Source organism: Actinoplanes sp. NPDC051470 (assembly GCF_040682035.1).
GTDB lineage: Bacteria > Actinomycetota > Actinomycetes > Mycobacteriales > Micromonosporaceae > Actinoplanes.
Genome location: NZ_JBFBAA010000028.1, coordinates 17,003 through 41,739, shown reverse-complemented (window position 1 = coordinate 41,739; position 24,737 = coordinate 17,003). Strand labels below are relative to the sequence as shown.

The 24,737-nt window shown below is 73.1% G+C and carries 25 protein-coding genes and 2 pseudogenes; 13 read left to right on the top strand and 14 right to left on the bottom strand.

Annotated elements, in window-relative coordinates; translation table 11 throughout:
• Positions 1-30: 30 nt before the first annotated feature.
• Together AB0M54_RS36185 and AB0M54_RS36180 are read right to left on the bottom strand one after the other, a co-directional pair.
• On the bottom strand, positions 31-3,267 hold the full coding sequence (locus AB0M54_RS36185; protein ID WP_364476328.1) for a S8 family peptidase: 3,237 nt from the start codon (positions 3,265-3,267) through the stop codon (positions 31-33).
• Positions 3,268-3,451: 184 nt separating this feature from the next.
• Positions 3,452-4,387 (bottom strand): Glu/Leu/Phe/Val dehydrogenase dimerization domain-containing protein, encoded by a 936-nt coding sequence (locus AB0M54_RS36180; protein WP_364321484.1) that lies wholly within the window; start codon positions 4,385-4,387, stop codon positions 3,452-3,454.
• 77 nt (positions 4,388-4,464) lie between these two features.
• On the opposite strand from AB0M54_RS36180, the gene AB0M54_RS36175 reads away from it, so the two are divergent.
• Positions 4,465-4,917, top strand: coding sequence for an Lrp/AsnC family transcriptional regulator (locus AB0M54_RS36175; RefSeq protein WP_364321487.1), 453 nt, complete (start codon positions 4,465-4,467; stop codon positions 4,915-4,917).
• Positions 4,917-5,627 (top strand): copper homeostasis protein CutC, encoded by a 711-nt coding sequence (locus AB0M54_RS36170; protein ID WP_364476326.1) that lies wholly within the window; start codon positions 4,917-4,919, stop codon positions 5,625-5,627. The genes AB0M54_RS36175 and AB0M54_RS36170 overlap by 1 nt, the downstream gene beginning before the upstream one ends.
• An 11-nt stretch (positions 5,628-5,638) precedes the next feature.
• Here the strand turns inward: AB0M54_RS36170 and AB0M54_RS36165 are convergent, their stop codons facing one another.
• Together AB0M54_RS36165 and AB0M54_RS36160 are read right to left on the bottom strand one after the other, a co-directional pair.
• Positions 5,639-6,409 (bottom strand): GNAT family N-acetyltransferase, encoded by a 771-nt coding sequence (locus tag AB0M54_RS36165; protein WP_364476324.1) that lies wholly within the window; start codon positions 6,407-6,409, stop codon positions 5,639-5,641.
• Entirely contained in the window at positions 6,409-7,194 is a 786-nt protein-coding gene (locus AB0M54_RS36160; protein ID WP_364476323.1) for a GNAT family N-acetyltransferase, read from the bottom strand. The genes AB0M54_RS36165 and AB0M54_RS36160 overlap by 1 nt, the downstream gene beginning before the upstream one ends.
• Positions 7,195-7,339: 145 nt before the next feature.
• On the opposite strand from AB0M54_RS36160, the gene AB0M54_RS36155 reads away from it, so the two are divergent.
• Positions 7,340-9,148 (top strand): prenyltransferase/squalene oxidase repeat-containing protein, encoded by a 1,809-nt coding sequence (locus tag AB0M54_RS36155; protein WP_364476321.1) that lies wholly within the window; start codon positions 7,340-7,342, stop codon positions 9,146-9,148.
• A gap of 5 nt (positions 9,149-9,153) precedes the next feature.
• Here AB0M54_RS36155 and AB0M54_RS36150 read toward each other — a convergent pair whose 3' ends face one another.
• The gene (locus AB0M54_RS36150) at positions 9,154-10,185 is read right to left on the bottom strand and encodes an aminoglycoside phosphotransferase (RefSeq protein ID WP_364476319.1); all 1,032 of its coding nucleotides are present in this window, start codon (positions 10,183-10,185) and stop codon (positions 9,154-9,156) included.
• 50 nt (positions 10,186-10,235) lie between these two features.
• On the opposite strand from AB0M54_RS36150, the gene AB0M54_RS36145 reads away from it, so the two are divergent.
• Both AB0M54_RS36145 and AB0M54_RS36140 read left to right on the top strand, forming a co-directional pair.
• Positions 10,236-11,075, top strand: a complete 840-nt coding sequence (locus AB0M54_RS36145) for a hypothetical protein (protein WP_364476317.1) — start codon at positions 10,236-10,238, stop codon at positions 11,073-11,075.
• Positions 11,072-12,016, top strand: a complete 945-nt coding sequence (locus AB0M54_RS36140; RefSeq protein WP_364321505.1) for an aminoglycoside phosphotransferase family protein — start codon at positions 11,072-11,074, stop codon at positions 12,014-12,016. The genes AB0M54_RS36145 and AB0M54_RS36140 overlap by 4 nt, the downstream gene beginning before the upstream one ends.
• Positions 12,017-12,029: 13 nt before the next feature.
• Here AB0M54_RS36140 and AB0M54_RS36135 read toward each other — a convergent pair whose 3' ends face one another.
• Genes AB0M54_RS36135 through AB0M54_RS36120 form a run of 4 tightly spaced genes read right to left on the bottom strand, consistent with a single transcriptional unit; the run spans position 12,030 to position 14,628 of the window.
• Complete coding sequence (locus AB0M54_RS36135) at positions 12,030-12,902, bottom strand: hypothetical protein (RefSeq protein WP_364476315.1); 873 nt, start codon at positions 12,900-12,902, stop codon at positions 12,030-12,032.
• Positions 12,859-13,275 (bottom strand): hypothetical protein, encoded by a 417-nt coding sequence (locus tag AB0M54_RS36130; protein WP_364476313.1) that lies wholly within the window; start codon positions 13,273-13,275, stop codon positions 12,859-12,861. The genes AB0M54_RS36135 and AB0M54_RS36130 overlap by 44 nt, the downstream gene beginning before the upstream one ends.
• Positions 13,256-13,867: an NAD(P)H-binding protein gene (locus AB0M54_RS36125; RefSeq protein ID WP_364321510.1), complete on the bottom strand. Its 612-nt coding sequence runs from the start codon at positions 13,865-13,867 to the stop codon at positions 13,256-13,258. Before AB0M54_RS36125 ends, AB0M54_RS36130 begins: the two co-directional genes overlap by 20 nt.
• Positions 13,867-14,628, bottom strand: coding sequence for an inositol monophosphatase family protein (locus AB0M54_RS36120; RefSeq protein ID WP_364321513.1), 762 nt, complete (start codon positions 14,626-14,628; stop codon positions 13,867-13,869). The genes AB0M54_RS36125 and AB0M54_RS36120 overlap by 1 nt, the downstream gene beginning before the upstream one ends.
• Positions 14,629-14,677: 49 nt before the next feature.
• On the opposite strand from AB0M54_RS36120, the gene AB0M54_RS36115 reads away from it, so the two are divergent.
• Positions 14,678-15,622 carry a LysR family transcriptional regulator gene (locus AB0M54_RS36115; protein ID WP_364476311.1) on the top strand — a complete coding sequence of 315 codons (945 nt, stop codon included), beginning with the start codon at positions 14,678-14,680 and terminating at the stop codon, positions 15,620-15,622.
• Here AB0M54_RS36115 and AB0M54_RS36110 read toward each other — a convergent pair.
• Together AB0M54_RS36110 and AB0M54_RS36105 are read right to left on the bottom strand one after the other, a co-directional pair.
• Positions 15,595-16,761, bottom strand: a complete 1,167-nt coding sequence (locus AB0M54_RS36110; RefSeq protein ID WP_364476309.1) for a 4-hydroxybenzoate 3-monooxygenase — start codon at positions 16,759-16,761, stop codon at positions 15,595-15,597. The genes AB0M54_RS36115 and AB0M54_RS36110 overlap by 28 nt on opposite strands.
• Positions 16,762-16,804: 43 nt before the next feature.
• The gene (locus AB0M54_RS36105) at positions 16,805-17,563 is read right to left on the bottom strand and encodes an IclR family transcriptional regulator (protein WP_364321522.1); all 759 of its coding nucleotides are present in this window, start codon (positions 17,561-17,563) and stop codon (positions 16,805-16,807) included.
• A 70-nt stretch (positions 17,564-17,633) separates the two neighbouring features.
• Here AB0M54_RS36105 and pcaH point away from each other — a divergent pair, with 70 nt between their 5' ends.
• The 7 genes and pseudogenes from pcaH to AB0M54_RS36070 all read left to right on the top strand — a co-directional run bounded on the left by pcaH (position 17,634) and on the right by AB0M54_RS36070 (position 22,712).
• On the top strand, positions 17,634-18,377 hold the full coding sequence (gene pcaH / locus AB0M54_RS36100; RefSeq protein ID WP_364321525.1) for a protocatechuate 3,4-dioxygenase subunit beta: 744 nt from the start codon (positions 17,634-17,636) through the stop codon (positions 18,375-18,377).
• Positions 18,374-18,922: a protocatechuate 3,4-dioxygenase subunit alpha gene (gene pcaG, locus AB0M54_RS36095; RefSeq protein ID WP_364321528.1), complete on the top strand. Its 549-nt coding sequence runs from the start codon at positions 18,374-18,376 to the stop codon at positions 18,920-18,922. The genes pcaH and pcaG overlap by 4 nt, the downstream gene beginning before the upstream one ends.
• On the top strand, positions 18,919-20,091 hold the full coding sequence (locus AB0M54_RS36090) for a lyase family protein (RefSeq protein ID WP_364321531.1): 1,173 nt from the start codon (positions 18,919-18,921) through the stop codon (positions 20,089-20,091). The genes pcaG and AB0M54_RS36090 overlap by 4 nt, the downstream gene beginning before the upstream one ends.
• A 31-nt stretch (positions 20,092-20,122) precedes the next feature.
• Positions 20,123-20,824, top strand: a pseudogene (locus AB0M54_RS36085) (alpha/beta fold hydrolase); the annotation flags it as partial.
• A gap of 63 nt (positions 20,825-20,887) precedes the next feature.
• Positions 20,888-21,217: pseudogene (gene pcaC / locus AB0M54_RS36080) on the top strand (4-carboxymuconolactone decarboxylase); the annotation flags it as partial.
• Positions 21,218-21,417: 200 nt separating this feature from the next.
• A complete protein-coding gene (locus AB0M54_RS36075; protein WP_364476307.1) occupies positions 21,418-22,083 on the top strand; it encodes a 3-oxoacid CoA-transferase subunit A in 666 nt (221 codons plus the stop codon).
• Complete coding sequence (locus tag AB0M54_RS36070) at positions 22,080-22,712, top strand: 3-oxoacid CoA-transferase subunit B (RefSeq protein WP_364476305.1); 633 nt, start codon at positions 22,080-22,082, stop codon at positions 22,710-22,712. Before AB0M54_RS36075 ends, AB0M54_RS36070 begins: the two co-directional genes overlap by 4 nt.
• On the opposite strand, the gene AB0M54_RS36065 is transcribed toward AB0M54_RS36070, so the two are convergent.
• The 3 genes from AB0M54_RS36065 to AB0M54_RS36055 form a co-directional block, all read right to left on the bottom strand.
• A complete protein-coding gene (locus AB0M54_RS36065) occupies positions 22,696-23,163 on the bottom strand; it encodes a sigma-70 family RNA polymerase sigma factor (RefSeq protein ID WP_364476303.1) in 468 nt (155 codons plus the stop codon). The two genes, AB0M54_RS36070 and AB0M54_RS36065, sit on opposite strands and share 17 nt — an antisense overlap.
• 108 nt (positions 23,164-23,271) lie before the next feature.
• Positions 23,272-23,472 carry a hypothetical protein gene (locus AB0M54_RS36060; protein WP_364476301.1) on the bottom strand — a complete coding sequence of 67 codons (201 nt, stop codon included), beginning with the start codon at positions 23,470-23,472 and terminating at the stop codon, positions 23,272-23,274.
• A 9-nt stretch (positions 23,473-23,481) separates the two neighbouring features.
• Positions 23,482-24,696, bottom strand: coding sequence for an aromatic acid/H+ symport family MFS transporter (locus tag AB0M54_RS36055; protein WP_364321546.1), 1,215 nt, complete (start codon positions 24,694-24,696; stop codon positions 23,482-23,484).
• Positions 24,697-24,737 lie beyond the last annotated feature (41 nt).

Here is a 24,737-nt window from a genome sequence, read left to right as displayed (position 1 = left end):
ACCGGCTCGACCTGTCCTATCCGATCTGGCCTAGCCGATCGCGTACGCCCGGATGACCGTGATCGCCGCGGTGTTGCCGGCGCCGTCGATCAGGTGGACGCGCAGCGAGACCGCGCCCGACCCCGGGTTGGTGACCTTGATGATCCGGCTGTCACCGGCGCCGGTGACCCGGGCGGGCTGCCAGCTGTTCCCGTCGTCGGTGGAGAACTCGGCCGTGAACTGCCGGTTCGGCTTGGCCGCCGAACCCTTGGGCCGCTCCACCGTCACCGGCACGTTGAACGCGCCGGCCGGGGCCGCGTTGGTCTGGTCCAGCTTCGGGCTGAACCGTGCCGTGGACAGCGGGAGCCGGTATTCGCCGGTGCCCGAGGTGAACGTCCACGACCCGCTGACCGAGGTGGTCAGGCGGTGCGGAGCGCCGCGCGAAGCCGACATCTCCAGGCGGTACGGCTTCGCCTCGGCCGGAACCTCGAAGATCCCGTAGTCGGTGTCGCTCTCGCCGATCAGCTCGTTGCCGGAGTAGAGCGCGGTCCGCGCCTTGTCCACCACCGACCAGCCGAGCTTGCCGTCGGCCTCGGAGAACAGCGGCACGCCGGCGTAGATCTCGTCGCCGAACCGTTCGGCGACGGTGATGTCGCCGCCGGTGAACGGGGCGAACGGCGCCCGGTTCCAGTCCTGCTTGTAGACCTTGCCGGCCTGATACCTGGTGTCGCCGACCGACGAACCGCTGAGGAAGTCCGCGAACTCGTTCGGGTCGGGCTGGTAGTCCTGCTCGAAGTCGGCCGACCAGGACTTCGGGCCGTCCGTGTTCAGGTATTCGTTGCGCTGGAACGGCAGGTGGAACGGGAGGCCCGCGGCCCAGCCGCCGATCTCGCCCAGGTTCGGCCAGTTAATCTTGACGCCGATCACGCCCTCGCCGGCCGCCTCCAGGTTGTAGTTGGCCTTGACCTGGGCCAGCGTGGCCGGGTCGATCTCCTTGACGAACCCGTTGTAGAACGAACCCTTGCGCAGGTACGAGGCCTCGTAGGTGTACGGGCTGTCCAGCGCGCTGCCGTCGGCGTCCAGCTTGGCGAACGCCGAGTTGATCGAGGCGGTGAAGGCGTCCGTCCGCTCGGCCCCCGGAACCTGCGCGGCGAACGTGTCGTCCTTGCTGAACGACAGGGCCGACGCACCGGCGCCGAACTCCTCCCCGCTCCAGTCGGCGTTCAGGGCGACCAGCGCCTGGCCGGCGTCCTTCTTGGGCGGGGTGATCGCGACCGGCTTGCCACGGCGGGCGTCCAGCTTGATCGAGTCCGGGCCGTCCACCACGAGCTTCGGGGCGACCAGCATGGTGGTCGTCGAGAAGTCCTCGGGGCTGATCCAGCTGAACAGGCCGTACTCGCCCTTGGGCACGCGGACCGTGGTGGTCGGCTCGCCGAAGACGTCGTACGAGGTGCCGTCGGTCAGCGAGACCAGCACGGTCAGGTAGCCCTCGTTGGGCGTGCCGTCCCGGCCGATGTGCTCGAAGGTGACGTCGTAGCTCTCCACCTCACGATTCACCGCGACCGGGGTCTCCACCTGGATGCCGTCGCCGGTGGCGACCACGCGTCCGGTGAGGAAGCCGTCCGGGCCGTCGCCGCTGGTGTCCGCGGTGACGGTGGCCTGGGCGGTGCCGCCGGCCGGCACGGTGACCGTGGTCGTGCCGAGCGCGAACGCGTCCGACTCCGACTCGAGCGCCAGGTTCAGCGTGACGGCTGCGGCGCCGCCGTTGCGGTACGTGATGGTCTTGCTGACCGGGGTGTCGTCGCCGTGCGGCCACTCCTGGCGGCCGAAGCTGACGCTGCCCTCGTCCACCGAGACCGCCTGGTGCACGACCCGGGCCACGTCCACCCGGCCGGCCCCCTGCTCGAAGACGCTCGCGCCGGCGGTCGGCTTGGCCGCGCCCATCAGCAGCGTCTTGCGCTGCTTGGGGGACCAGCCGGGGTGCTGCTGGGTCACGATCGCGGCCGCGCCGGCCACGTGCGGGGTGGCCATCGAGGTGCCGGAGAGGCTGACGTACCCGTCGCCGGCCGGCTCGCCGATCACGCCGTTGGCCGCGCCGGCCGCGACGATGTCCACGCCGGGCGCGGTGATGTCCGGCTTGATGGCGTCGTCGCCGACCCGCGGGCCGCGGCTGGAGAAGTCGGCGATCTGGTCCTGGTCGTCGACCGCGCCGACGGTCAGGGCCGAGTCGGCGCTGCCGGGCGAGCCGACCGTGTGGTCGCCGAAGAAGCCCGAGTTGCCGGCCGCGATCACGAACAGCGCGCCATACGCCGCGGTCAGGTCTTCGACCGCCTGCTCCATCGGGTCGATGCTCGGGGCGTCACCGCCGCCGAGGCTCAGGTTGACCACCGGCGCCACCTGGGCGCCCCACTGCATGCCGGCCAGGATCGCCGACTCCTCGCACCAGTCCTGCTCGCACACCTTGCCGATGGCCAGCTTGGCGCCGGGCGCCACGCCCTTGTACTTGCCGCCGGACTTGGCCCCGCTGCCGGCGATGATCGAGGCGACGTGGGTGCCGTGGCCGACGTTGTCGTCCGCGGTCGGCAGGTTGGTGAAGTTCTCCGTCGCCACGATCTTGCCGGCGAAGTCGGGGTGGGTGGCGTCGATGCCGGTGTCCAGGACCGCCACCGTCACGCCGGCGCCGTCCAGGCCCTCGGCCCACGCGGTCGGCGCGCCGATCTGCGGCACGCTGACGTCGAGGTTGACCTTGCGCTTACCGTCCAGGTAGATCCGCTCGACGTTCTTGTCCTTGCGCATCGAGACCCACGAGTCGCCGCGGTCGGCCTGCGGGACATCCACGGCCAGCGCGCCGATCCCGGTGAGATCGCGGGTGACGCGGGCGGTCGCGGTCGCCGGCCTGCTCTTGCTGTTCTTCGGGTACGCGAGCAGCACCGGGAGCGCGGCGTTGCCGGTGTAGCCGAAGTCCTTGAGCGCGGTCAGGTCGAACAGCCGCTGGTCGACCTTCCCGGCCCGGATCAGGGGCAGGGCGTCGGTGGGGATCACGTACCGGTGACCGTCGGTGTTCCGGCCCAGGAACCGGATCTTGTCCCGGCCGGGCCCGCGCCGCACGCTGACGCCCTTGTCGGTGAACGTGACCCGGTCGCCGGTGATGAGCGTGACGCTGGTGGTCTTGTCGTCGGTGGTGTGCTTCGGTGCCTGCGCCGCCTGCGCGGCCGCCGGGGCGACCGCGCTGAGCGCGGCGGCCGTCCCCACGGCTACCAGAGCGGCGGAAAGTCTTCTCAGGCGCATACCCAGCCTCCCCGTCGGCCGAGCCCCCTTTTGCCCGGCGCATCGATGCCGGTAACTCTCCCACAACAGCGCAACCATCCCCTGTAGACCGGATCACATCTCGTCCCTGCTGGTCATGTCCGCTTTGTTGACACGGCGTTGACGATCACGGCTGGGAGTTCGTGCACATACCCGGAAACCCGGGTCACCCCTGCAACGCGTTGGCCAGGGTGCGTTCCACCTGGTCGACGCGTTCCGCCGCCTCGGCCGCGGTGGCGCCGTGCAGCTCGATCTCGACGGCGTGGATGATGCCGCCGGCGCTGACGATCGGGTCCGGCGCGAAGAGGATGCCCCGCTCACGCAGCAGGTCGGCGGTGCCCGGGGCGTCGAGCTGGTTGTTGGCCGGGCCGGCGACCGCCGCGCAGCGCAGGACGGGCACGGTCGCCGGGGTGAGCAGGCCGCCGAGCGCGGCCGGCACGAGCACGTCGACCTCGGCCGCGAAGCACTCGGCCGGCGTCGTCCAGGTGGCGCCGTACTCCTCGGCGACCGCGCGGCGGGCCGGGTCGATGTCGCTGACGATCAGCTTGGCGTGGCGTTCGGCCAGCATCCGGACGAGATGGCTGCCGACGTGGCCGAGGCCGAGCACGGCGAAGCTGCGGCCGGCCAGCTCCGGCGACCCGAAGAGGTGGGCGCAGACCGCGCGCAGGGCGGCGACGGTGCCGGCCGCGGTGCCCTCCGACGGGTCGCCCGACCTCGACGGCCGGCAGAAGACGTGCTCGGTGCGCTCGGCGATCACGTCCATGTCGGCCGGGCCGGTGCCGACGTCCGGGCCGGTGGCGTAGGCGCCGTTCAGGCTCGCGATGACGTCGCCGGCGTCCCTCAGCGCGTCGTCCCGGTCGAACGGCCCGTCCGGTGCGACGATCACGGTCTTCCCGCCGCCGTTGCGGAGGCCGGCCGTGGCGGCCTTGGTGGTCATGGCCTCGGACAGCCGCAGCGCGTCGGTCAGCCCGTCCCGCCAGTCCGGGTAGTGCTTGAGGCGGCAGCCGCCGATGGCCTGGCCCCGTTCGGTCGAGTGCACGGCGACGATGATGGTCAGGCCGGTGCGCCGGCCGCGTTCGATGACGATGCGTTCGTGATTCATGCCCTCAGTCCAGCGTCCGTTCACCTTCTTGGCGGCCGTACCGAACGAAATTCGGTTTTCGTGGCATGATCTTGGCCGTGGACGAACTTGATGCGGCGATCGTGCGCGAGTTGCAGTCGGATGCACGGTTGACCAACCGCGAACTGGCCGGCCGGGTCGGCCTCGCGCCGTCGACCTGCCTCGAGCGGGTACGCCTGCTCCGCCAGCACGGCGTGATCGGCGGCTTCCACGCCGACATCGACCTGGCCGCCCTCAACCGGCATGTCCAGGCGCTGCTGAACGTGCAGATCAGGCCGCTGAGCCGGGACGTGATCGAGGGCTTCAAGGCGTACGCGACCGCCCTGCCCGAGGTCCTCGAGGTCTTCGTGGTGGCCGGCGGCGACGACTTCCTCGTCCACGTGGCCGTGCCCAGCGTCGACGCCCTGCACGGGTTCCTGATGGACAAGTTCAGCAAGCGCCGCGAGATCGTCAGTTTCCGCAGCTCGGTGATCTACCAGCACGCCCGCAACCACGTGATCGCGGCGTTGTGATGGTCGGCTTCGAGCTGGCCGTGCAGGACGCGCACGGGCTGGCGGTGGCCGCGCGCCTCGGCGTCGACCGGGTCGAGCTGTGCTCGGCACTCCCCCTCGGCGGCGTCACGCCGTCCCTCGCGCTGATCGAGGCGGCCGCGCCCGGCCCACCGGCGCACGTGCTGGTCCGGCCCCGGGCCGGCGGTTTCACCTACTCCCCCGACGAGGTCGCGCTGACGGTCTCGGACGTGCGCCACGCGGTCGCCGCCGGCGCGGCCGGGGTCGTGGTCGGCGGCCTGCGCTCGGGGGTCGTCGACCGCGACCTCGTGGCGCGGGTGGTGGACGCGGCCGGCGGGGCGGCGGTGACCTTCCACCGGGCGTTCGACGCGCTGGCCGACCCGCTGACGGCCCTCGACACGCTGGCCGCGCTGGGCGTCGCGCGGATCCTGACCTCGGGCGGGCCGGGTGCCGTGGCCGACGGGCTACCCGGCCTGGCCAAGCTGGTCGAGGCGGCGGCCGGCCGCATCGAGATCATGGCCGGCGGCGGGGTGCGGCCGGCCCTGGTCGAGGCGCTCGTGGCCACCGGCGTCGACGCCATCCACGCCTCGGCCAAGCGCGCGGTCGCCGACGCCACCGGCCTGTCGCTGGGCAGCGCGGCGTCCGGTGTGGCCACCCGAGAGACCACCGACGAGGACGAGGTTGCCCGCCTGCTGGCCGCGCTGACCGCCTGACGCGCTCGGAGTCAGGCAGTCCAGACCCAGGTCAGACGCTCGTACCGGGGCGTGAAGCCGGCCCGGACCACGTTGCGGGCCGACGAACCGTCGGCGTACGCCTCGGTGATCAGCAGCCGGCTTCCCGCCGCCTGGGCGTCCCGGACCCGGGCCGCGATGAGCGCCGACTGCAGGCCACGGCCCCGGTAGCCGGGGTGGACGGCGCCGGAGACCAGGTGGGTCTCCTCGGCGTCGCGGTAGGCGAGCGCCGCGGCCACCATCTCGGTCCCGTCCCAGCAGGCCCACGCCTGGAAGCGCGGGTCGGCCAGCGCCGCCGTGGACAGGGCGATGTGCGGCTCGGTGGCCAGCCCGAAGGCCTCCCACGTCAGCGTGGCGCAGCGTTCGAACGACGGAGGATCGACCAGGCCGGTACGCAGCGCGGCGCCGGCGTCCGACGGCGAGAGCGGCGGCCGTCCGGAGTAGGCGATCACCCGGGACCCGAGGGTCATCCCGTGCTTGGCGACGATCGGCTCGACATCCCCGTTCTCGAACCGCGGCATGACGAACTCGGCCCGGCGTACCCCGCGGTCCCGGAAGTGGGCGACGATCTCCTCGATCAGGTCGGCCGTGGGCGGCGTCTCGAAGCCGACCGCCCGGCACCAGAAGCCGGCCGCCGTGACCGGTGTGCTGATCACGGTGATCCCGCCGATGGTGGTGACCTCGATGTCGTAGCGGCGGCGCAGCGACGACGGCGTGGCTAGCATCGACACGGTGGCGACCTTGGCCAGCGACTGCTCCAGCATCAGGCGGTCCACAGCCAGGTCTGGCGTTCGTACTGCGGGACGAAGCCGGCCCGTATCAGGTTGCGGGCCGAGACGTTGTAGCCGTCCGGCGCCGTGCCCGTCTCCACGACGATCACGGGGCAGCCGGCCTCCTGGGCGGCGGCCATCCGGGCCGCGATGATCGCCGCCTGCGCGCCTCGTCCGCGGTGGGCCGGGACGGTGGCGCCCGAGAACAGATGGGCGGCCTCGGGATGCAGCCGCACCAGGCCGGTGGCCACGATCTCGTCGCGATCCCAGCAGGCGTACGCGCGGAAGTGCGGTTGCGACAGGGCGGCCGCGGTCAGGTCGATGTTGGCCGGGGTGCTCATGCCGAACACGCCCCACATCACCGCCGACCACTGCTCGGCCTCGTCCGGCGTCACCAGCGCCGTGCGCAGGCCGGGCGGGTCGGCGGGAACCTCGAACGGCGCGTGTACGGCCAGCTTGAGGCTTCCGCCGCCCTCGGTCAGGCCGTACTTGTCGGCGATCGGCGCCCACTCGTCGGTCCGGGCCTGCGGCGGGATGATCAGCCGGGCCTGGGCGACGCCGCGGGCGCGGTAGTGCTCGATGATCTCGCCGATCAGGTCGGCCGTGGGCGGCGTCTCGAAGCCGACCGCCTGGCACCAGAACGACATGTCGGGGCCGGGCCGGCTGAGCACCGCCACCCCGCCGATGGTGATCCCCTCGAGGCCGTACCGGTGGCGCTGTTCCGGTGATGAGGCGTTCACCAGGTCGAGGAAGGCGTGGGCCTCGGATTGTTCGAACACACCTCAAGAGACGCGACGGAGGCGGCCACGTTCACGTGATCACCGACACAGACGGTGAACGGGCGTGCCCGGGAGAAGCTGACGCGCGCCACGCCGAATGACCGGGTAGCGAGGCTATTTGTCCGCATTGGACTAGCTTGTGATCATGACCGAGCTGGTCTCCACCAGGGTGGCCGTGCCCGCTGTGCTGGGCCGGGCGCGAGACCACCTCCTCGCGCGGCAGGACCGGGCCGGCTGGTGGCGCGGCCTGCTCGAGACCAACGTGACGACCGACGCCGAAGACCTGCTGCTGCGCGAGATCATCGGCCTCCGGCGGCCGGACGACACCGCCGCCACCGCCGCCTGGATCCGGTCCCGCCAGCGCCCGGACGGCACCTGGGCGACCTTCCCCGGCGGGCCACCTGACCTGTCCACCAGCGTCGAGGCGTACCTGGCCCTGCGCCTGGCCGGCGACCCGCCGGACGCGCCGCACCTGACCCGCGCCGCCACCTGGATCCGCGCCAACGGCGGCCTCGGCGGCACCCGCGTGATCACCCGCTTCTGGCTGGCCATGGTCGGCCTGTGGAGCTGGGACGCGCTGCCGGCGCTGCCACCCGAGCTGATCCTGCTGCCGCGATGGGCGCCGCTCAACGTCTACGACTGGGCGTCGTGGGCGCGGCAGACGATCGTGCCGCTGTCGGTGATCCGGGCCTACCGCCCGGTGCACCGGCTGCCCGTCGACCTGGCCGAGCTCGGCGGCCGGGTCCCGAAGGCGTCCCGGCGGGTGCTGGGACCGCTGCGCCGGGTGGCTCTGCGCCGCTGCTGGGACTGGATCCTGGACCGGCAGGAGGCGGACGGTTCATGGGGTGGCAGCCGGCCGCCGTGGGCGTACTCGATCCTCGCCCTGCCGGCCGACCATCCCGCGCGGGAGCGGGCCATCGCCAACCTCGACCGGTTCACCGTACGCGGCGCGGACGGCCGCTGGGTGGAGGCGTGCCAGTCGCCGGTGCGGGACACCGTGCTCGCGGTCGTCGCGCTCACCGACGCCGGGGTGCCGGGCGACCATCCGGCGCTCGCCACGGCCGCCGACTGGATCCTGGCCGAGGAGGTCCGGCGCACCGGGGACTGGGCCGTGCGCCGGCCGTACGCCCGCGCCGGGGGCTGGTCGTTCGAGTTCGAGAACGACGTCTATCCGGACACCGACGACACCGCCGCGGCCGTGCTGGCGCTGCTGCGGGCGCGGACCGTCCGCAACGCCCGCCGGGTGGACGCCGCGGTCCGGCGCGGCTGCGAATGGCTGATCGCGATGCAGTCGGCCGACGGCGGCTGGGGCGCGTTCGACGCCGACAACACCAGCCGGTTGCCGGGCGCGCTGCCGTTCGCCGACGTCGGCGCGGTGATCGACCCGCCCTCGGCCGACGTCACCGCGCACGTGGTCGAGGCGCTCTGCCACGGCGGCGCGGGCGGCACCACGGCGCTCCGGCGCGGCGTCGACTGGCTGCTGCGCGAGCAGGAGGCGGACGGTTCCTGGTTCGGCCGGTGGGGCGTCAACCATGTGTACGGTACGGGCGCCGCCCTGCCTGCCCTGGCCGCCGCCCGCACGGCCGTCGGCGGCGACCGCGGCGACCGCATCGACGAGGCCGTCGCCCGGGGCGTCGCCTGGCTGACCGCCTGCCAGCAGCCGGACGGCGGCTGGGGCGAGGACCCGCGCTCCTACCGCGACCGCTCCTGGATCGGGCGTGGCCCGGCCACCCCGTCGCAGACCGCGTGGGGCCTGCTGGGCCTGCTGGCCGGTCGCGCCAGCCCCGAGGCGATGGCCCGGGCCGCCGGCTGGCTGGCCGAGCACCAGCGGGCCGACGGTGGCTGGGACGAGCCGCAGCACACCGGCACCGCCGTCCCCGGCGACCTCTACGTCAGCCACCACCTGCACCGCGTGGTCTTCCCGATCAGCGCGCTCGGCCGCTACGCGCGCTGATCGTCTCAGATTCCGTCGGCCCAGTCGGCGAGGACGCTCAGCACCGGGGCCCGGCCGGTGAACCGGGCGGCCATGTCGCGGGGGTCGTAGCTGTAGCCGTTGGTGGTGGCCGTCTCGCCCGCCGCGGCCACCATGCGCGGCGCGAGCCAGAAGAACTTGGCCGCGCCCGTCACCCGGATCGCCCGGCGCACCACGTCGGGGGCCACCGTGCCGCGCATGCCGCGCACGTACGCGTCGGTCACCGTCGCCAGAACCTCGTCCAGCCGGGCCACGTCGATCAGCCCGTCGAAGAACGCGTCCAGGGCGAGGTTGGCCGCGTCCTCGCCGATCGCCCCCGGGCCGACGAACGTCCAGTCCAGCAGGACCGGCCCGCGTGGCGCGCCGATCAGGTTCAGCGACCACACATCGTGGTGACACATCGTCTGCGGCAGCGCCCGCGACGCCGCCAGCACGTCGTGCCGCCGCTCCCACAAGCGCCGCAGCCCCGCGCGCAAGGCCGGCGGCCAGGCCGACGTGACCAGCGGATGATCCCAGTCCAGGGTGTCCGGGACCGGCTGGGCCAGGGTGCCGTCGGTCAGGAAGTTCCGGGGCATCCACGCCGCGTCGAGCGGCGGGATCCCGGTCCAGCGCGCCTGGGCCACCCCCAGCCGGTACGCGATGTCGCCCAGCTCGGCGGCGCCCCACTTCAGGCCGGTCTCGCCGGCCACGTCCTCCAGCCACATCGCGACCGAACCGTCCGCCCGGTCCCGCACCGCGAGGCACTCCGGCGCGGACAGCCCGCCCTCGGCGAACAACGTTCCCGGCACGCCCGCCTCGTACGCGCACGGCTCCCGCCGCCAGTAGTTGAAGTGCCCCGGGTCGGCACTGGCCGCCATGTGCGCGGCCGCGCCGTCCCGCCTCGGCGTCGCCACCTTGAGGATGGCCGGCCCGTCGTCACGCACCACCCGCCAGACCCCGCCGGTGGTCTCGTTGGCCGAGCCGTGCTCCAGCTCCTCCGCGGCCCAGCCGTCGCGAACCAGATCGTCCGGAACCTTCATGCCGGGAAATCTAGCCGCGCTCGGGGCCCGGACGTAGTTGAGTGGGCCCGATGGACAGATCTTTGTACGCACATGCGCTCCGGTCGCACCGGCTCGACGCCGACGCCCCGCTGCCTCGTGACGGCTATCCGTTCCCTGATCAGGACGCGCATCCCCGGCTGTGGGTGACGCCCCGGCCGGCGGATCCCCGGCTCGAAGGCGTGGACGTCGCGGCGGCCCTGGACCGGCACCTCGCCGAGAAGTCGTTCCACGGGCTCAACGTCCCGCGTTATCGCAACGACCACATCGCGGCCGCGGCGCTCCGGGGTGACCGGGAGCTGGTGCGGGCGGCCGGGCGACGGCTGGTGCGGCACGGGACCGACCGGTGTGACGTCACGGTCGGGCTGGCGCTGCTCGCGGCGGACGACGCGGCGGAGGACGTTCCGCTGATCCAGACCATCGGGCTGCTGTCGGATCACTTCGGCGGGCTGGCCGCCGAGGCGCTGAGCCGCCGGCCCGGCGCCGAGCGATCGCTGCTCTGGCTGGCGCAACGGTCCGCCGGGTGGGGCCGGGTGCACGTGATCGACGCGATCTGCCGCCTCGGCGTCGGCGAGTCGCGCGACTGGCTGCTGCGCCACGCCTGCCAGAAGGGCGACTACCTCGCGGGCCACTACGCCTACCGGGTCGCGACCGCGGCGCATCTGCACGAGGCGATCACCCGGGACGACGCGGACGACGCGCTGGTCGATCACACGGGACGGCTGCTGAGGGCCATGACCGAGTTGCCGGGGATGGGACCTGCGTTGGCCGACTACCCGCCGGGGGCCGCCGTCATGGAGGCTTGGGCCGGGCACGTGGCGCGGCGGCCGTCCCACGCCGCAGGCCCGGACGGATTAGGCTCGCGCTCATGACCGACAGCGACTGGCGGGACGGCGAATTCCGACAGCGCCGGCCCTCCGCGGAGACCCTCGCCTGGGTTGCGGCGTCGATGGGCCGGGGCAGTCGCGTCGTCGGCCATCGCCGGCTGACCGGTGGCGTCTGCTCCGCCGTGCATCGGCTGACGGTCGAGCGACGCGGAGTGCGGACGTTCGTCGTCCTGCGGCAGTACCCGGGCGGGCTTGACCTGCGAGGGAGCCTGGCGAAGGAGATCGCCAACCTTGGTGTGGTGGCGGGAAGCGGGCTCCCGGTCCCGAACGTCCTGGCTGCTGATGTCGCTGGTGCTTCGACCGGTGGCGCGCCATCGTTGCTGATGACACGGTTGCCGGGGCATGTTCAGCTCAGCCCGGCCGACCCGCGGTCGTGGCTGACGAAGATCGCGGAGCTTGCTGTACTGCTGCATTCCCTCGATCTCCCCGCGAAGACCTTCAGACCGTGGACGGACTCCTGGATCGCTCCTCGAGACGGGTTCCAGGTGCCGGTCGACGCGTCGAAGCCGGCTGTGTGGAAGGCGGCGTTCGGTGTCATGGCGGCGCCGCCACCGAAGGACACCGCCGTCTTTCTGCACTGCGATCTCCTGCCCGTCAACCTGCTGTGGTCACGCGGGAAGATCACCGGACTGACCGACTGGAACTCCATCCATCGGGGGCCGCGCGCGCTTGACGTCGGGCACTGCCGGCGATACCTGGCGGCGCTCTACTCGCCCGACTGGTCGGAGCAGCTCCGGTCGCTGTACGAGTCGATCGCCGGGGTGACTCTCGATCCGTGGTGGGACCTGTACGCCCTGCTGCACTACGACGACAGCGGGCCGAAGTGGATCAGCGGCCAGGTCGCGGGGCGCCGTCCCGTCGATGTGCCCGGCATGACCGCCCGGGTCGAGGCCGCCGTCGAGACAGCGCTACGGCGCCTCGGATAAGGTCGATACCCCGCTAGAGGGTGGTCCAGAACTCGGCCATCCGCCGCTGGGCGACCGTTCCCCGCTGTGAGTTGCGCACCTCGTCGAGCAGGGCGAAGCGGCGGTTGCGGAGCTGGTCGACGATCTCGATCACCGGCGTACGCAGGACCGCGAACAACGCCCCGGCCAGCGGCGACGCGTACGAGATGAGTTCCCGGGCCGGCGCCGGATCGGTGGCCGGGCCGACCGTGCCGGTCAGGCGAAGGCCATAGCGGCGCAGGTCGGCCAGGGCCTTCTCGACGCGGGGGCGGTCGCCCTCGTGGATCGCCAGCTCGACCGTGCCGCAGAACTCGCGGAAGCGGCGCGCCTGGCGGCTCTGGCGTACCTCCAGCGCGATCGTCAGGCACTCGTCGCGGCTGCCGGCGCGCTGGATGATCGCGTCGGCCACCATCGGCAGCGGGGACGGCATCGCCTCGAAGCGCAGGGCGCGGTTCAGGTCCTCGTCGCGGGCGCGTTCGAGCTGCTCCAGGTCGCGGACGACCAGTTCGGCGAAGGAGCGCCGGGACGCCTCCTTGACCGCCGCGTCGATCACGCCGGCCCGGATGCTGTCGCTCCGGTAGACGCAGCCGTAGCGATCGGCCAACAGCAGATAGAACATCGCCCGGGCCAGCAGGGCGCCCCCGGCGGACCGGGCCGATGTCCGTGGCCGGGTCGGGCGGGCCCGTTCCGCCCGGCGGATGTCGTGCGAGGACCCGTCCAGGAAGCCGTGCAGCCTCGCATTGAAGTAAGCGCCTCGCGACGTCCGGTAGGCCACGCGCGGAATGCCGGCCACCTCGGCCAGGAGGTCGTCCCGGCCGACGCCGTCACCCAGCGCCTCGGCCACCTCGTTGAACTCGGCCGCCCGCAACGCCGTGCCGGGCCAGGTCCAGCAGGCAGTCCTTCGCCCGCTCCCCGAGCCGGACCTCAGCGGCCGGGTCGAAGAGCCCGAACGTGCCCAGGTCGAGCGAGAAGCCCTCGCCGACGATGATCCGATCGTGCAGGACGAGGCACTCCAGCATCGCGCTGGTGGCGTGGCCGATGGCGGGAAGGCCGTAGTGCCGGGCCAGCGCCGCCTCGCCCCGTTCGCCGGTCAGGAAGATCCGCGCCAGCTGATAGGTGGTCTCGTCGAACAGGGCGCCGGTCAGAGCCGGGAACGGCGCCGCCTGGAGCATGGCCGGCCACTCGTCGGGGATCGACACCTCGGGCGGGAGCGCGAAATCCTCATCGGACGGTTCGGGCATCCGCCCATCGTGCTGCATCCCGGCCGGAGGCGGCAAACACCGCCAGGACCCCGCCGCGCGGCTCCACGGCCTCGTCGAGCATCAGCCGGGCGATGGTGGCCCGCGGTGCTCCGGCCGGAAAGAACTGCCGTCGCATCGAAGCTGGCGGCCGCAGCGTGACGCGGGTGTCGTCGGGCTTGTCGGACAACGGCCCGCTGTGCACCACCGTGCCGCCCGCGTCGAGGATCGCGGTGTCCGCGGTGACCTTGTCGCCGTACTCGGCGCCGAAGCCGACCCGGAGAATCCGCCGGGTGAACGCGCTCACGGAGGCCGCCGACGGGCCGGTGCCCATCGCGCCCAGCCAGATGATGTGCCGGGGCTTCGCTGCGATGACGGCTCGGGCGCCGGCGGTCAGCGTGCCGGCCTCGGAGCGCCGGGTCACGCCGAGCGCGGAGATCACCACGTCGTCGGGGCCGATGACCTCACTCAGACCGGCGTGCACGTCCGCGCCGAGCGAACGGGCGAGGGCGCGCACCTCCAGGCCACGATCTTCTGCCTGGCGTACGAGCTGACGGCCGGTCCCGCCGGTCGCGCCGAGGATCACGACCGCCATCAGCCGGCCTCGGCCAGGGCGTCGCGCGCCGGACCGTGCACGCCCGGCGCGGCGGCCAGGATCGAGTCGGCGTGCGGCGTCCACGGCTCGCCGCCGATCGTGGTCACGACGCCGCCGGCCTCGCTGATCAGCAGGGCCCCGGTGGCCACGCCGGGCAGGACCGTCTCGTACTGCCAGAAGCCGTCCATCTGGCCGGCCGCGACCAGCAGCATCGGGAAGGTCGACGGGACGGTGGCGCGGACCAGGAACGCCCGGTCCAGCATGGTGGTGATCGAGCGGCCGATCCGTTCGTACGTCCGGGTCTGTCCGGCCTCGGCCTGGCCGGTGCCGACCACCGCGATCTCCAGCCCCCGCTTGGCCGAGACGGCGAGCTTGCGGCCGTTGAGCCACGCGCCGTGCCCGCGCCGGGCGGTGTAGGTGAGGTCGCCGACCGGCTGCCGGAACACCGCGAAGGCGACCTGCCCGTCCTCGACCAGCGCGATGCTCACGCCCCACTCGGCCAGCCCGTGCACGTGGTTGACGCTGCCCTCGGCGTTGTCGACGACCCACCACGCGCCGTCGCCGGGGAGCGTGTCCCCGGCGAACCCGACGTCGGGGCGCAACGCGGCCAGCGCGTCCCGCACCTGGGCCACCTGCTCGTTGCGCTCGGCCGCCACCAGCATCTGCGGCAGGTCGGCGGGGCGGGCGTCGGGCGACCAGACCGCCAGCAACCGGTCGCCGGCCGCCGTCGCGACCTTCGTGACTTCCTCGATCAGATCCATGCGTACGACGCTAGGAACGTTCCGTCCATGAGTCCAATGCATGTTGTTGATGGGACGCATTACCCTCGATCATGTGGACCTCAACCTGCTGGTCGGCCTGGACGCCCTGCTCGAGCAGCGCAGCGTGCAGGGCGCGGCCACCCAGCTCCACCTGACCCAGCCCGCGGTGAGCCGCATCCTCGGCCGGCTCCGGGCCGCCACCGGCGACGCGATCCTGGTCCGCAGCGGGCGTGAGATGGTGCCGACCGCGCGTGCCCTGGCGCTCCGGGACGAGGTCCGCGACCTGGTCACCAGGGCCCAGGTGGTGCTGGCCCCGTCGCACCGGCTCGACCTGGCCGGGCTGGAGCGAACCTTCACCATCCGGTGCCACGACGCGCTGCTGACCTCGGTGGCCCCGGGCGTGGTCGGCGCGGTCGCCGCGGCGGCCCCGGGCGTGCGGCTGCGGCTGCTGGGCGAGCGCCCCTCGGACGACCGTGACCTCAGCCGCGGCGAGGTCGACATCGAGGTGGGCGGGCCGCCGGCCACGGACGGTTCGATCGTCAGCCGTACGGTCGGCACCGACGAGATGGTCCTGGTGCTGCGGCGGGGCCACCCGATCGACGTCGCCCGCCCGTCGGCCGAGCAGATCGCCGAGGCGCCGCACGTCGCGGTGTCCCGCCGCGGCCGCGGGTACGGCCCGGTCGACGACGTGCTCAAGTCCCTCAACCTGGAACGGCACGTGCTGGCGACCGTGCCCACCGTGGCCGCCGCCCTGGCCGTGGTGGCCGGATCGGAGGCGGTCACCGTGCTGCCGCGCCGGCTCAGTGACCCGATCGGGCCACGGTTGCGCGCGCGGCCCCTCCCGTGGCGGCTGCCCTCGGAGCCGGCGGCGGTCAGCTGGCACCGGCGTCACGAGTCCGACCCGGCGCACACCTGGCTGCGCGAGCTGGTGGCGTCGACGCTCGCCGCGAGGCTGGGCCAGAACCCTCAGAACCCGATCGGCAGCCCGGCGTAGTTCTCGGCCAGGCCCGCCGCCCCGGCCTCGCTGCCGGTGACCCAGCGCAACTGGGAGAGCTGGAGCTGGGCGTCGAACGGGTCGTCGCCGATGTGCAGCATGGTGGTCATCCACCAGGAGAAGTGGGTGCAGCGCCAGACCCGCCGGGACGCGTCGTCGCCGTACCGGTCGGCCAGGGCCGGGTCGTTGTTCCTGAGCAGGGCGGTCAGCGCGGGCGCGAGCAGGGCGACGTCGGCGATGGCCAGGTTGAGGCCCTTGGCGCCGGTCGGCGGGACGATGTGCGCGGCGTCGCCGGCCAGGAAGAGCCGGCCGTACCGCATGGGGGTCTGCACGAAGCTGCGCATCGGCAGGACGCTCTTGTCGGTGACCGGGCCGGGGGTCAGCTTCCAGCCGTCCTGGCCGTGGCCGAGCCGGGTCGCCAGCTCGTCCCAGATCCGCTGGTCGGACCAGTCGCCGGCGGACGTGCCGTTGGGCACCTGCAGGTAGAGGCGGCTGACCGACGGCGACCGCATCGAGTGCAGGGCGAAGCCGTGCGGGTGCCAGGCGTAGATCAACTCGTCGGTGGACGGCGCCACGTCGGCCAGGATGCCCAGCCACGAGTACGGGTACGTGCGCTCCCACGTCGTCGCCACCGAAGCGGGGACGACGGCACGGCTGGGCCCGAACGAGCCGTCACAGCCGGCGATCGCGGACGCGTCGATCCGGCCCGGCCGCCCCTCGGCGTCGAGGTAGGTCACGTACGGGGCGGATGAGTCCACGTTGTGCACCTGGACGTCGCTCACCTCGTACACCACGGAAGCGGTGTTGGCATTGACCAGGTCCTTCTGCACCTCGGTCTGGCCGTAGACCCAGACCGACCGTCCGATGAGATCGACGAAGTCGAGGTGGTGCCGCTCCCCCGGCCACTGCAGGTAGATGCCTCGGTGCGGGAAACCCTCGGCGCGCAGCCGGTCGCCGAGGCCGGCCGACGTGAGCAGGTCGACCGAGGACTGTTCGAGGATGCCGGCCCGGATCCGGGACGCGACGTACTCCTGCGACCGGGTCTCCAGCACGACGGCGTCGACATCGGCCCGGCGGAGCAGGTGGGCGAGCAGCATGCCGGCCGGTCCCGCGCCGATGATGGCGACCTGGGTACGCATCCCGTCAGCCAACGGGCGCACGGCCGGGCCGGGCAAGCGCCGCCTACCGCTGAGCGGAAATGCTCCGGCCGATCCCCCGCGCCGCCACCTGCAGCGCCGACACCAGCCGGGCCCGGTCGCGCTGGAAGCCGGCCACCACGATGCCGAGCGCGGCCACCACCTCGCCGTCCCGCCCCCGCACCGGCACCGCCACCGAGCAGGCCCCGAGGCTCATCTCCTCGCTGGTCGTGGCGTAGCCGTCGCTGTGCACCCGGCGGATCTGGTCGAGCAGCCGGCCGGGCTGGGTCACGGTGTACGGCGTCACCCGGGTCAGCTGGGCCAGCACGCCGGTTCGCACGTCCTCCGGCGCGTACGCCAGCAGAACCTTGCCCACCCCGGTCGCGTGCAGCGGAAGCCGCGACCCCACCTGACTGACCACCGGCACCGACGCGTGCCCGGAGACGCGATCGACGTACAGCGCCTGGCTCCCGTCGCGCACCGCGAGGTGGACCGTGGCCAGCGTGGCGCCGTAGAGGTCGTGCAGGAACGGCGAGGCCGCCTGGCGCAGCCCGGTCTCCACCGGGGCGAGCAGCCCGAGGTCCCACATCCGGCGGCCGATCACGTACTCGCCGTCCGCCCGCCGGACCAGCGCCTCGCCCCGCACCAGCTCGCCGACCAGCCGGTGGGCGGTGGCCAGGGGCATGTGGGCGCGGCGGGCGAGGGCGGTCAGGCTGAGGCTGCGGTGCTCGTCGTCGTACGCGGCCAGCAGGTCCAGCACCCGCGACGTGACGCTGACCCGGGGGTGGGAGCTGTTGCCGGCCACCGCGCGCTCCTTTCGCTGGACGGAAGGCAAGTCTCGCTCATATCGGGCGTTCCTGCCTAGCGTCGCGGGTGTGACCGAGACGCAGGCCGAGATCACCGCGGAGATCCGGCGCATCGAGGCGGGCGACGCCGGCCGGGGGGTCGAGCAGCCCCGGCGCGACTACCCGCCGTACCGCAGCAGTCTCCTGCGCCACCCGACGAAGAGCATGGTCCACGCCGACCCGGAGACCATCGAGCTGTGGGCGCCGTGCTTCGGGCACCAGGACGTGGGCGCGGCCGAGGCCGACCTGACCATCCAGCACGCCGGCGAGCCGCTGGGCGAGCGGATGGTGGTCGCCGGCCGGATCACCGACGGCGACGGGCACCCGGTCGCCCACCAGCTGGTGGAGGTCTGGCAGGCCAACGCCGGCGGGCGGTACGCGCACCAGCGCGACCAGCACCCGGCGCCGCTCGACCCGAACTTCACCGGCGCCGGCCGCTGCCTGACCGACGCCGACGGCCGCTACCGGTTCCTGACCATCCGGCCGGGCCCGTACCCGTGGCGCAACCACACCAACGCCTGGCGGCCGGCGCACATCCACTTCTCGTTGTTCGGCCGGGACTTCACCCAGCGCCTGGTGACCCAGATGTACTTCCCCGGCGACCCGCTCTTCCCGCTGGACCCGATCATCCAGTCGGTCACCGACCCTGCCGCCCGTTCCCGGCTGATCGCGGAATACGACCACGACCTGACCCAGCCCGAGTACGCGACCGGCTACCGCTGGGACATCGTGCTGACCGGCTCGCACCGGACACCTCTGGAGGATGACGCGTGACGACGCCGGGCCAGACCGTCGGTCCCTTCTTCCACTACGCGCTCCCGTACGCCGGAGGCGGCGACCTGGTGCCGCCCGGCCGCGCCGGGGCGATCCGGCTGCACGGCCACGTCTACGACGGCGCCGGCGACGTGGTGCCCGACGCCCTCCTGGAGCTGTGGCAGCCCGGCCCCGACGGGCGCGTGCCCCGCGCGGGCGGCTCGCTGCGCCGGGACGGCTGGACGTTCACCGGGTTCGGCCGCGCCGGGACCGACGCGACCGGACACTACTCGTTCTCGACGCTGATGCCCGGGGCCACGTCACCGCGGCGGCTGCCGTTCTTCGCGGTCACGGTGTTCGCCCGCGGGCTGACCCACCGGCTGTTCACCCGGATCTACCCGCCCGTCGACGCGGCCGCGATCGCGAACGATCCGCTGCTCTCCGGGCTCGACCCGGCCCGGCGGGACACCCTGGTCGCCACGCCGGACGAACAGGGGCTGGTGTTCGACGTACGCCTGCAGGGCAACAATGAGACGGTGTTCCTCACCTTCCCCGGGCACCGGTGACGGGCCTGCTCTGGCCGGGCGCCTCCCGCTGCGACGGCCTGCTCACCGACTCGTCGTTGCTGTCGGCCATGGCCCGGGTCGAGACGGCCTGGCTTTCCGCGCTGGTCTCCGCCCATGTCGCACCGGCCTCGGCCGCGGTCGACCTCTCGACGGTGCTTTCGCCGGACGATGTCGCCGCGGTCGCCGCGGCCTCGGAATCCAGCGGCACCCCCGTCCTGCCCCTGCTCGACCTGCTCCGTTCGCGCCTCGACGGTCCGGCCGCGGAATGGCTGCACAAGGGCCTGACCAGCCAGGACACGCTCGACACGGCGCTCGTGCTGGAGTTGCGGGCGGCCTGTGACCGGATCCGCGCCGACCTCGCGGCCCAGGTGGCCGCCCTGGCCGGCCTGGCCGCCGCCCACCGCGACACACCCCGGGCCGGCCGCACACTGACCCAGCCGGCCGTACCCATCGTCTTCGGTCTGACCGTGGCGTCCTGGCTCGGCGGCGTGCTCGACGCGGCGCCCCTGCTCACCGCCGCGGCCCGCCTCCCCGTGGCGATCGGTGGGGCGGCCGGCAGCCTGGCCGCCGCCTCCGCGCTGTCCGACGACCTCGTGTCCCACGCCGCCGACCAGCTCGGCCTGCCACCCGCCCTGCCGTGGCCGACCCGGCGCGGCGCGATCACCCGCCTCGGCGACGCGCTGACCGGCTGCACCGACGCCTGGGCGCACATCGCCAACGACGTGCTGACCGCCGCCCGCCCCGAGATCGGCGAACTGACCGAGGGCTCCGGCGGCGCGTCCTCGACCATGCCGCAGAAGCAGAACCCCACCCTGTCCGTGCTCATCCGCCGCGCCGCCCTGGCCGCGCCCGGCCTCGCGGCCACGCTGCACACCGCGGCCGCCGAGCAGCGCGACGAGCGGGCCGACGGGGCCTGGCACGTCGAGTGGGACACGGTCCGCACGCTGGCCCGCCGTACCGTGATCGCGGGCTCCCAGACCGCGTCGCTGCTGGCCGGCCTCCAGGTACACACCGACCGCATGGCCACCAACCTGGCCGCCGCCCGCCCCGGCATCGACGCCGAGCAGAACACGATCACCGGGGGTACGGACGGCCCGTACCGAGGCGCCACCGACGCGATCATCGACGCCGCCCTGCGCCGCGCCACCGTCTTCCGGGCCGCATCGTGATTCCCGCGCTCACCGCCTTCCGGGCCGTCACGTGATTCCCGCGCTCACCGCGACGGTGCTCGCGGACGCGCCCGGCCGCCCGCTGCTGGTGGTCGGGCCGTCGATCGGCACCACGGTCGAGACGCTGTGGGGCCGCTGCGTGGCCCGGCTCGACGGCCGGTTCCACGTGATCGGCTGGGACCTGCCCGGCCACGGCCGCAGCCCGTCCCCCTCCGGCCCGTTCACCGTCGCCTCGCTCGCCGAGGCGGTGCTCGCCCTCACCGGCGGCGCCCCCTTCCGCTACGCCGGCGTCTCCATCGGCGGCGCCGTCGGCCTGGAACTCCTGCTACAGGCCCCGACCCAGGTCTCGGCGGCCGCCCTGCTCTGCACCGGCGCCCGCATCGGCACCCCTTCGTCCTGGCGCGAACGAGCCGGCCTGGTCCGCGCCTCCGGCACCGCCGTGATGATCGACGGCTCGGCCAAGCGCTGGTTCGCACCCGGCTTCCTGTCCCGCGAACCCGGCGTCGGCTCGGCCCTGCTGCACGCCCTGCGCGACACCGACCGCGAGGGGTACGCCCTGGCCTGCCTCGCCCTCGCCACCCACGACGTAGGTTCCCGCCTCGCATCGATCACCACCCCCGTCCTGGCCATCGCCGGCGCCGACGACGAACCGACCCCACCGTCGTCCCTGGCCGAGATCGCCTCCGGGGTCCGCTACGGCCGCCTCGCCGTCCTCGACGACACCGCACACCAGGCGCCCGCCGAGCGCCCCGCCGAGGTGGCGTCCCTCCTCCTGTCCCACCTGCTGCAGCCCGGCATGGCGGTCCGCCGGAGCGTCCTCGGCGACGCCCACGTCGATCGGGCATCCGCTTCGGTCACCCCGCTCACGGCCGGCTTCCAGGACCTGATCACCCGGTACGCCTGGGGCGAGATCTGGTCGCGCCCCGGCCTCGACCGGCGCAGCCGCTCCCTGATCACGCTGACGGCGCTGGTGGCCCTCGGGCACCAGGAGGAACTCGCCATGCACGTGCGAGCGGCTCGGACGAACGGGCTGACCGACGCCGAGATCGAGGAGGTGCTGTTGCAGACCGCGATCTATTGCGGGGTTCCGGCGGCGAACACGGCGTTCCGGATCGCCCAGCGGGTGCTTTCCGAATGGGACGAAGAAGCGAATCGCGCCACCGCCGAGGGCGTGACCAGCACCGGAACCCGACCGGGCTCCGCCGCCCCTGTGGACAACACCGTGGAACCGTCAGACCCGCGCGCTACATTCTCGCCCACCCAGAGGGGTGGGGGCGGTGGCGGTGGCCGCGATCTTGGAAAAGACGATCTTGGAGAGCCTGCCTCATGAGCCGGACCCGGGTGTCGACCGCGGCCGAGGCGGTCGCCGATGTCAGCGACGGCGCCACCGTGCTGGTCGGCGGCTTCGGGATGGCCGGCATGCCGGTGGCGCTGATCGACGCGCTCATCGAGCAGGGCGCGAAGGACCTCACGATCGTCAGCAACAACGCCGGCAACGGTGACACGGGACTCGCGGCGCTGCTGGCGGCGGGCCGCGTACGCAAGGTGATCTGCTCCTTCCCCCGGCAGTCGGACTCCTGGGTCTTCGACGGCCTGTACCGGGCCGGGAAGATCGAGCTCGAGGTGGTGCCGCAGGGCAACCTGGCCGAGCGGATGCGGGCGGCCGGCGCGGGCATCGGCGCGTTCTACTCCCCCACCGGCGTCGGCACGCTGCTCGCCGAGGGCAAGGAGACCCGCACCATCGACGGCCGCGACTACCTGCTGGAGTTCCCGATCCACGGCGATGTCGCGCTGATCGGGGCACACACCGGCGACCGGGCCGGCAACCTGGTCTACCGGAAGACCGCCCGCAACTTCGGCCCGGTGATGGCGGCCGCCGCCACGACCACGATCGCGCAGGTCCGGAGCATCGTGGACGCGGGTGCGCTCGATCCGGAGGCGGTCGTGACGCCGGGCATCTATGTGGAACACCTGGTGGAGGTGGCGGCATGAGCCTGGACCGCGACGGCATGGCCCGGGTGATCGCGCGGGACATCCCGGATGGGGCGTACGTGAACCTGGGCATCGGCCAGCCCACCAGGGTGGCCGACCACCTGGACCTGACGAAGGTGGTGCTGCACACCGAGAACGGCATGCTCGGCATGGGCCCGCTCGCCACCGGCGACCACGTCGACCCCGACCTGACCAACGCGGGCAAGCAGCCGGTGACCGAGCTGCCGGGGGCGGCGTACTTCCACCACGCCGACTCGTTCGCGATGATGCGCGGCGGGCACCTGGACATCTGCATCATGGGCGCGTTCCAGGTGTCGGCCGGGGGCGACCTGGCCAACTGGCACACCGGCGCGCCGGACGCGATCCCGGCCGTCGGCGGCGCCATGGACCTGGCCACCGGCGCCCGGGACGTCTTCGTGATGATGACCCTGTTCGCCAAGGACGGCAGCGCCAAGCTGGTGCCCGAGTGCACGTACCCGCTGACCGGCCTGGCCTGTGTCAGCCGGGTCTACACCGACCTGGCGACCTTCCACCTGACCCCGGACGGCGTCGTGGTGACCGAAACCTTCGGCATCGAGTTCGACGAGCTGGCGAAGCGGCTGGACATCGAGATCACGCGACCACGGTGAGGTTGGCCCGCACCTCGGCGAGCACCCGGGAGCGGGCGGGCCCGATGTCCGGCACCGGGATGCCCAGGGCCCGGCTGATCTCCGCCTCGGACAGCGGCGGGTCGGCGGCCAGCATGGTCAGCAGGTCGCGGTCGGCCGGCACCAGCCGGTCGAGCGCCTCCCGCAACGCCTGATGCCGCGAGGCGGCCTCCAGGACGCCGTCCGGGTCGGGGCGCAGACGCCGCACGTGCGCGCACTCCTCCCGGGTGACCGCGGCCAGCCAGGCCGGCAGCGCGCCGGCGTCGATCCGGTCGAGCCGCTCGACCAGGCGCAGCCACACCAGCCGGCTGACCGCCTCCTCGTCCTCCGGCGACAGACCGTGGCTGCGGACCACGAACAGCACCAGCCCGGCGTACCGGCGCACCAGCTCGTCCCAGGCCGAAGCCGTCAGTTCAAGGCCTTGACGTTGCATGCGTGCCCCCCACACAGCGGATGGATCTACGGGACAAGGGTGATCGATGGCGCCGGGTTTGACGACCAGCTTGCCCCACATGTGCAAGTACGCCGCCGTTCGCGCAGGTCAGCGATTTGTTCGCGGCTCTTTCTCGAACAAATCGAGCCGCCGGACGATGGCCGCGGAGGTGTTCTCGTACGCGGCGTCGACCGCGTCGGCGGCCCAGGAGCGCGGGAACTCACCCCCGGCGTACGGGCTCGGCGGCCGTCGCGGGCCGAGGCGATCCCGCCGAGATGCGGCGACTGCCGGCGGATGTCGATACGTCACGGTGGGATGCTACGGACGGGCCGGGGACGGCACGACCGGGTCAACCGCCGCGCGAGTGGGGCCGACGACCGCCGCGCAGGCCATGCCGAGGGCGGCGACCAGCGCGAACACGTAGAAGCCCCACGGGTAGCCACTGTCCGCGGTGAGCAGCGCGCCGATGATGATCGGGCCGACGATGGCGCCGATCCGGCCCACGCCGGCCGTCCAGCCCAGGCCGGTCGCCCGGTTGCCGGCGTCGTAGACCAGGCCGACGTAGGCGTACACCAGCGCCTGGGCGCTGAAGACGAACGCCCCGGTGACGAACACCGCGGCATAGAGCGGCGCCGCCGGCATCTTGATGCTGAGCAGGGCCAGGAAGACCGCGGCGAGGCCGAACCAGCCGAGCGTCGCCGGGCGCACACCGGCCCGGTCGGCCACCCGGCCCGCGACCAGCAGCCCGCCGATCGCGCCCAGGTTGAGCGTCAGGAGCAGGCCGAGGCCCTGTTCGAGGGGGTAGCCGGCGACGATCATCAGGTTGGGCAGCCAGGTGTTCAGGCCGTACACCAGGATCAGCCCGAAGAACGACGTGAGCCAGAAGGCGACCGTGGGCCGGGCCATGCCACCGGCGAAGAGCGAGCCGACCGGGTTCTTGACCGGCGCCTTGAACTCCCGTGACTCCGGGAGGTAGCGCCACATCAGGGGCGCCGCGATCAGCCCGGGGAGGCCACCGATGACGAACATCCACGGCCACCCGTGCCCGCCCCGGCCCATCACCAGCAGCCCGAGCACCGCGGTGAGGATCGCACCCACGTGGTAGCCGGTCATCACCCTGGTGGTCGCCCCGGCCGCCCGGCCCGGCCGGGAGAACTCGGTGGCCAGCGTGATCGCGGTGGGCAGACAGCCGCCCAGCCCCAGGCCGGCCAGGAACCGGAACGTGCCGAGCATCCCGATCGACGTCGCGGCCGCGCAGGCCAGCATGAACACCGAGAACATCGTCACCGAGAAGATCAGCACCCGGCGGCGTCCGAAGTAGTCGGTCAGGGTGCCGATGGCCAGCGCCCCGATGGCCATCCCGGCCAGGCCCGCGGTGGCGATCGCGGTGGCCCCGGCCGGGGTCAGACCCCAGACCTTGTCGCGCAGCAGCACCGGGATGACCGTGCCGAGCACGACCAGGTCGTACCCGTCCAGGAGCACAGCGGTCCAGCACAGCACGGCGGCCAGCCGGCGGTCACTCGGAGCGGTCATCGACCCAGGCTAGGAAGCCACCCGGGTCGAGGGACATCGAT

Bases quoted from the DNA above. Each gene is read 5' to 3' on its own strand.
- AB0M54_RS36075 (WP_364476307.1), top strand. From the start codon at position 21,418: ATGAGCCGGACCCGGGTGTCGACCGCGGCCGAGGCGGTCGCCGATGTC.
- AB0M54_RS36125 (WP_364321510.1), bottom strand. From the start codon at position 13,867: ATGGCGGTCGTGATCCTCGGCGCGACCGGCGGGACCGGCCGTCAGCTC.
- AB0M54_RS36115 (WP_364476311.1), top strand. From the start codon at position 14,678: ATGGGACGCATTACCCTCGATCATGTGGACCTCAACCTGCTGGTCGGC.
- AB0M54_RS36170 (WP_364476326.1), top strand. From the start codon at position 4,917: ATGGTCGGCTTCGAGCTGGCCGTGCAGGACGCGCACGGGCTGGCGGTG.
- AB0M54_RS36185 (WP_364476328.1), bottom strand. From the start codon at position 3,267: ATGCGCCTGAGAAGACTTTCCGCCGCTCTGGTAGCCGTGGGGACGGCC.
- AB0M54_RS36130 (WP_364476313.1), bottom strand. From the start codon at position 13,275: ATGCCCGAACCGTCCGATGAGGATTTCGCGCTCCCGCCCGAGGTGTCG.
- AB0M54_RS36070 (WP_364476305.1), top strand. From the start codon at position 22,080: ATGAGCCTGGACCGCGACGGCATGGCCCGGGTGATCGCGCGGGACATC.
- AB0M54_RS36180 (WP_364321484.1), bottom strand. From the start codon at position 4,387: ATGAATCACGAACGCATCGTCATCGAACGCGGCCGGCGCACCGGCCTG.
- AB0M54_RS36055 (WP_364321546.1), bottom strand. From the start codon at position 24,696: ATGACCGCTCCGAGTGACCGCCGGCTGGCCGCCGTGCTGTGCTGGACC.
- AB0M54_RS36150 (WP_364476319.1), bottom strand. From the start codon at position 10,185: ATGAAGGTTCCGGACGATCTGGTTCGCGACGGCTGGGCCGCGGAGGAG.
- AB0M54_RS36165 (WP_364476324.1), bottom strand. From the start codon at position 6,409: ATGCTGGAGCAGTCGCTGGCCAAGGTCGCCACCGTGTCGATGCTAGCC.
- AB0M54_RS36155 (WP_364476321.1), top strand. From the start codon at position 7,340: ATGACCGAGCTGGTCTCCACCAGGGTGGCCGTGCCCGCTGTGCTGGGC.
- AB0M54_RS36120 (WP_364321513.1), bottom strand. From the start codon at position 14,628: ATGGATCTGATCGAGGAAGTCACGAAGGTCGCGACGGCGGCCGGCGAC.
- AB0M54_RS36110 (WP_364476309.1), bottom strand. From the start codon at position 16,761: ATGCGTACCCAGGTCGCCATCATCGGCGCGGGACCGGCCGGCATGCTG.
- AB0M54_RS36145 (WP_364476317.1), top strand. From the start codon at position 10,236: ATGGACAGATCTTTGTACGCACATGCGCTCCGGTCGCACCGGCTCGAC.
- AB0M54_RS36065 (WP_364476303.1), bottom strand. From the start codon at position 23,163: ATGCAACGTCAAGGCCTTGAACTGACGGCTTCGGCCTGGGACGAGCTG.
- AB0M54_RS36140 (WP_364321505.1), top strand. From the start codon at position 11,072: ATGACCGACAGCGACTGGCGGGACGGCGAATTCCGACAGCGCCGGCCC.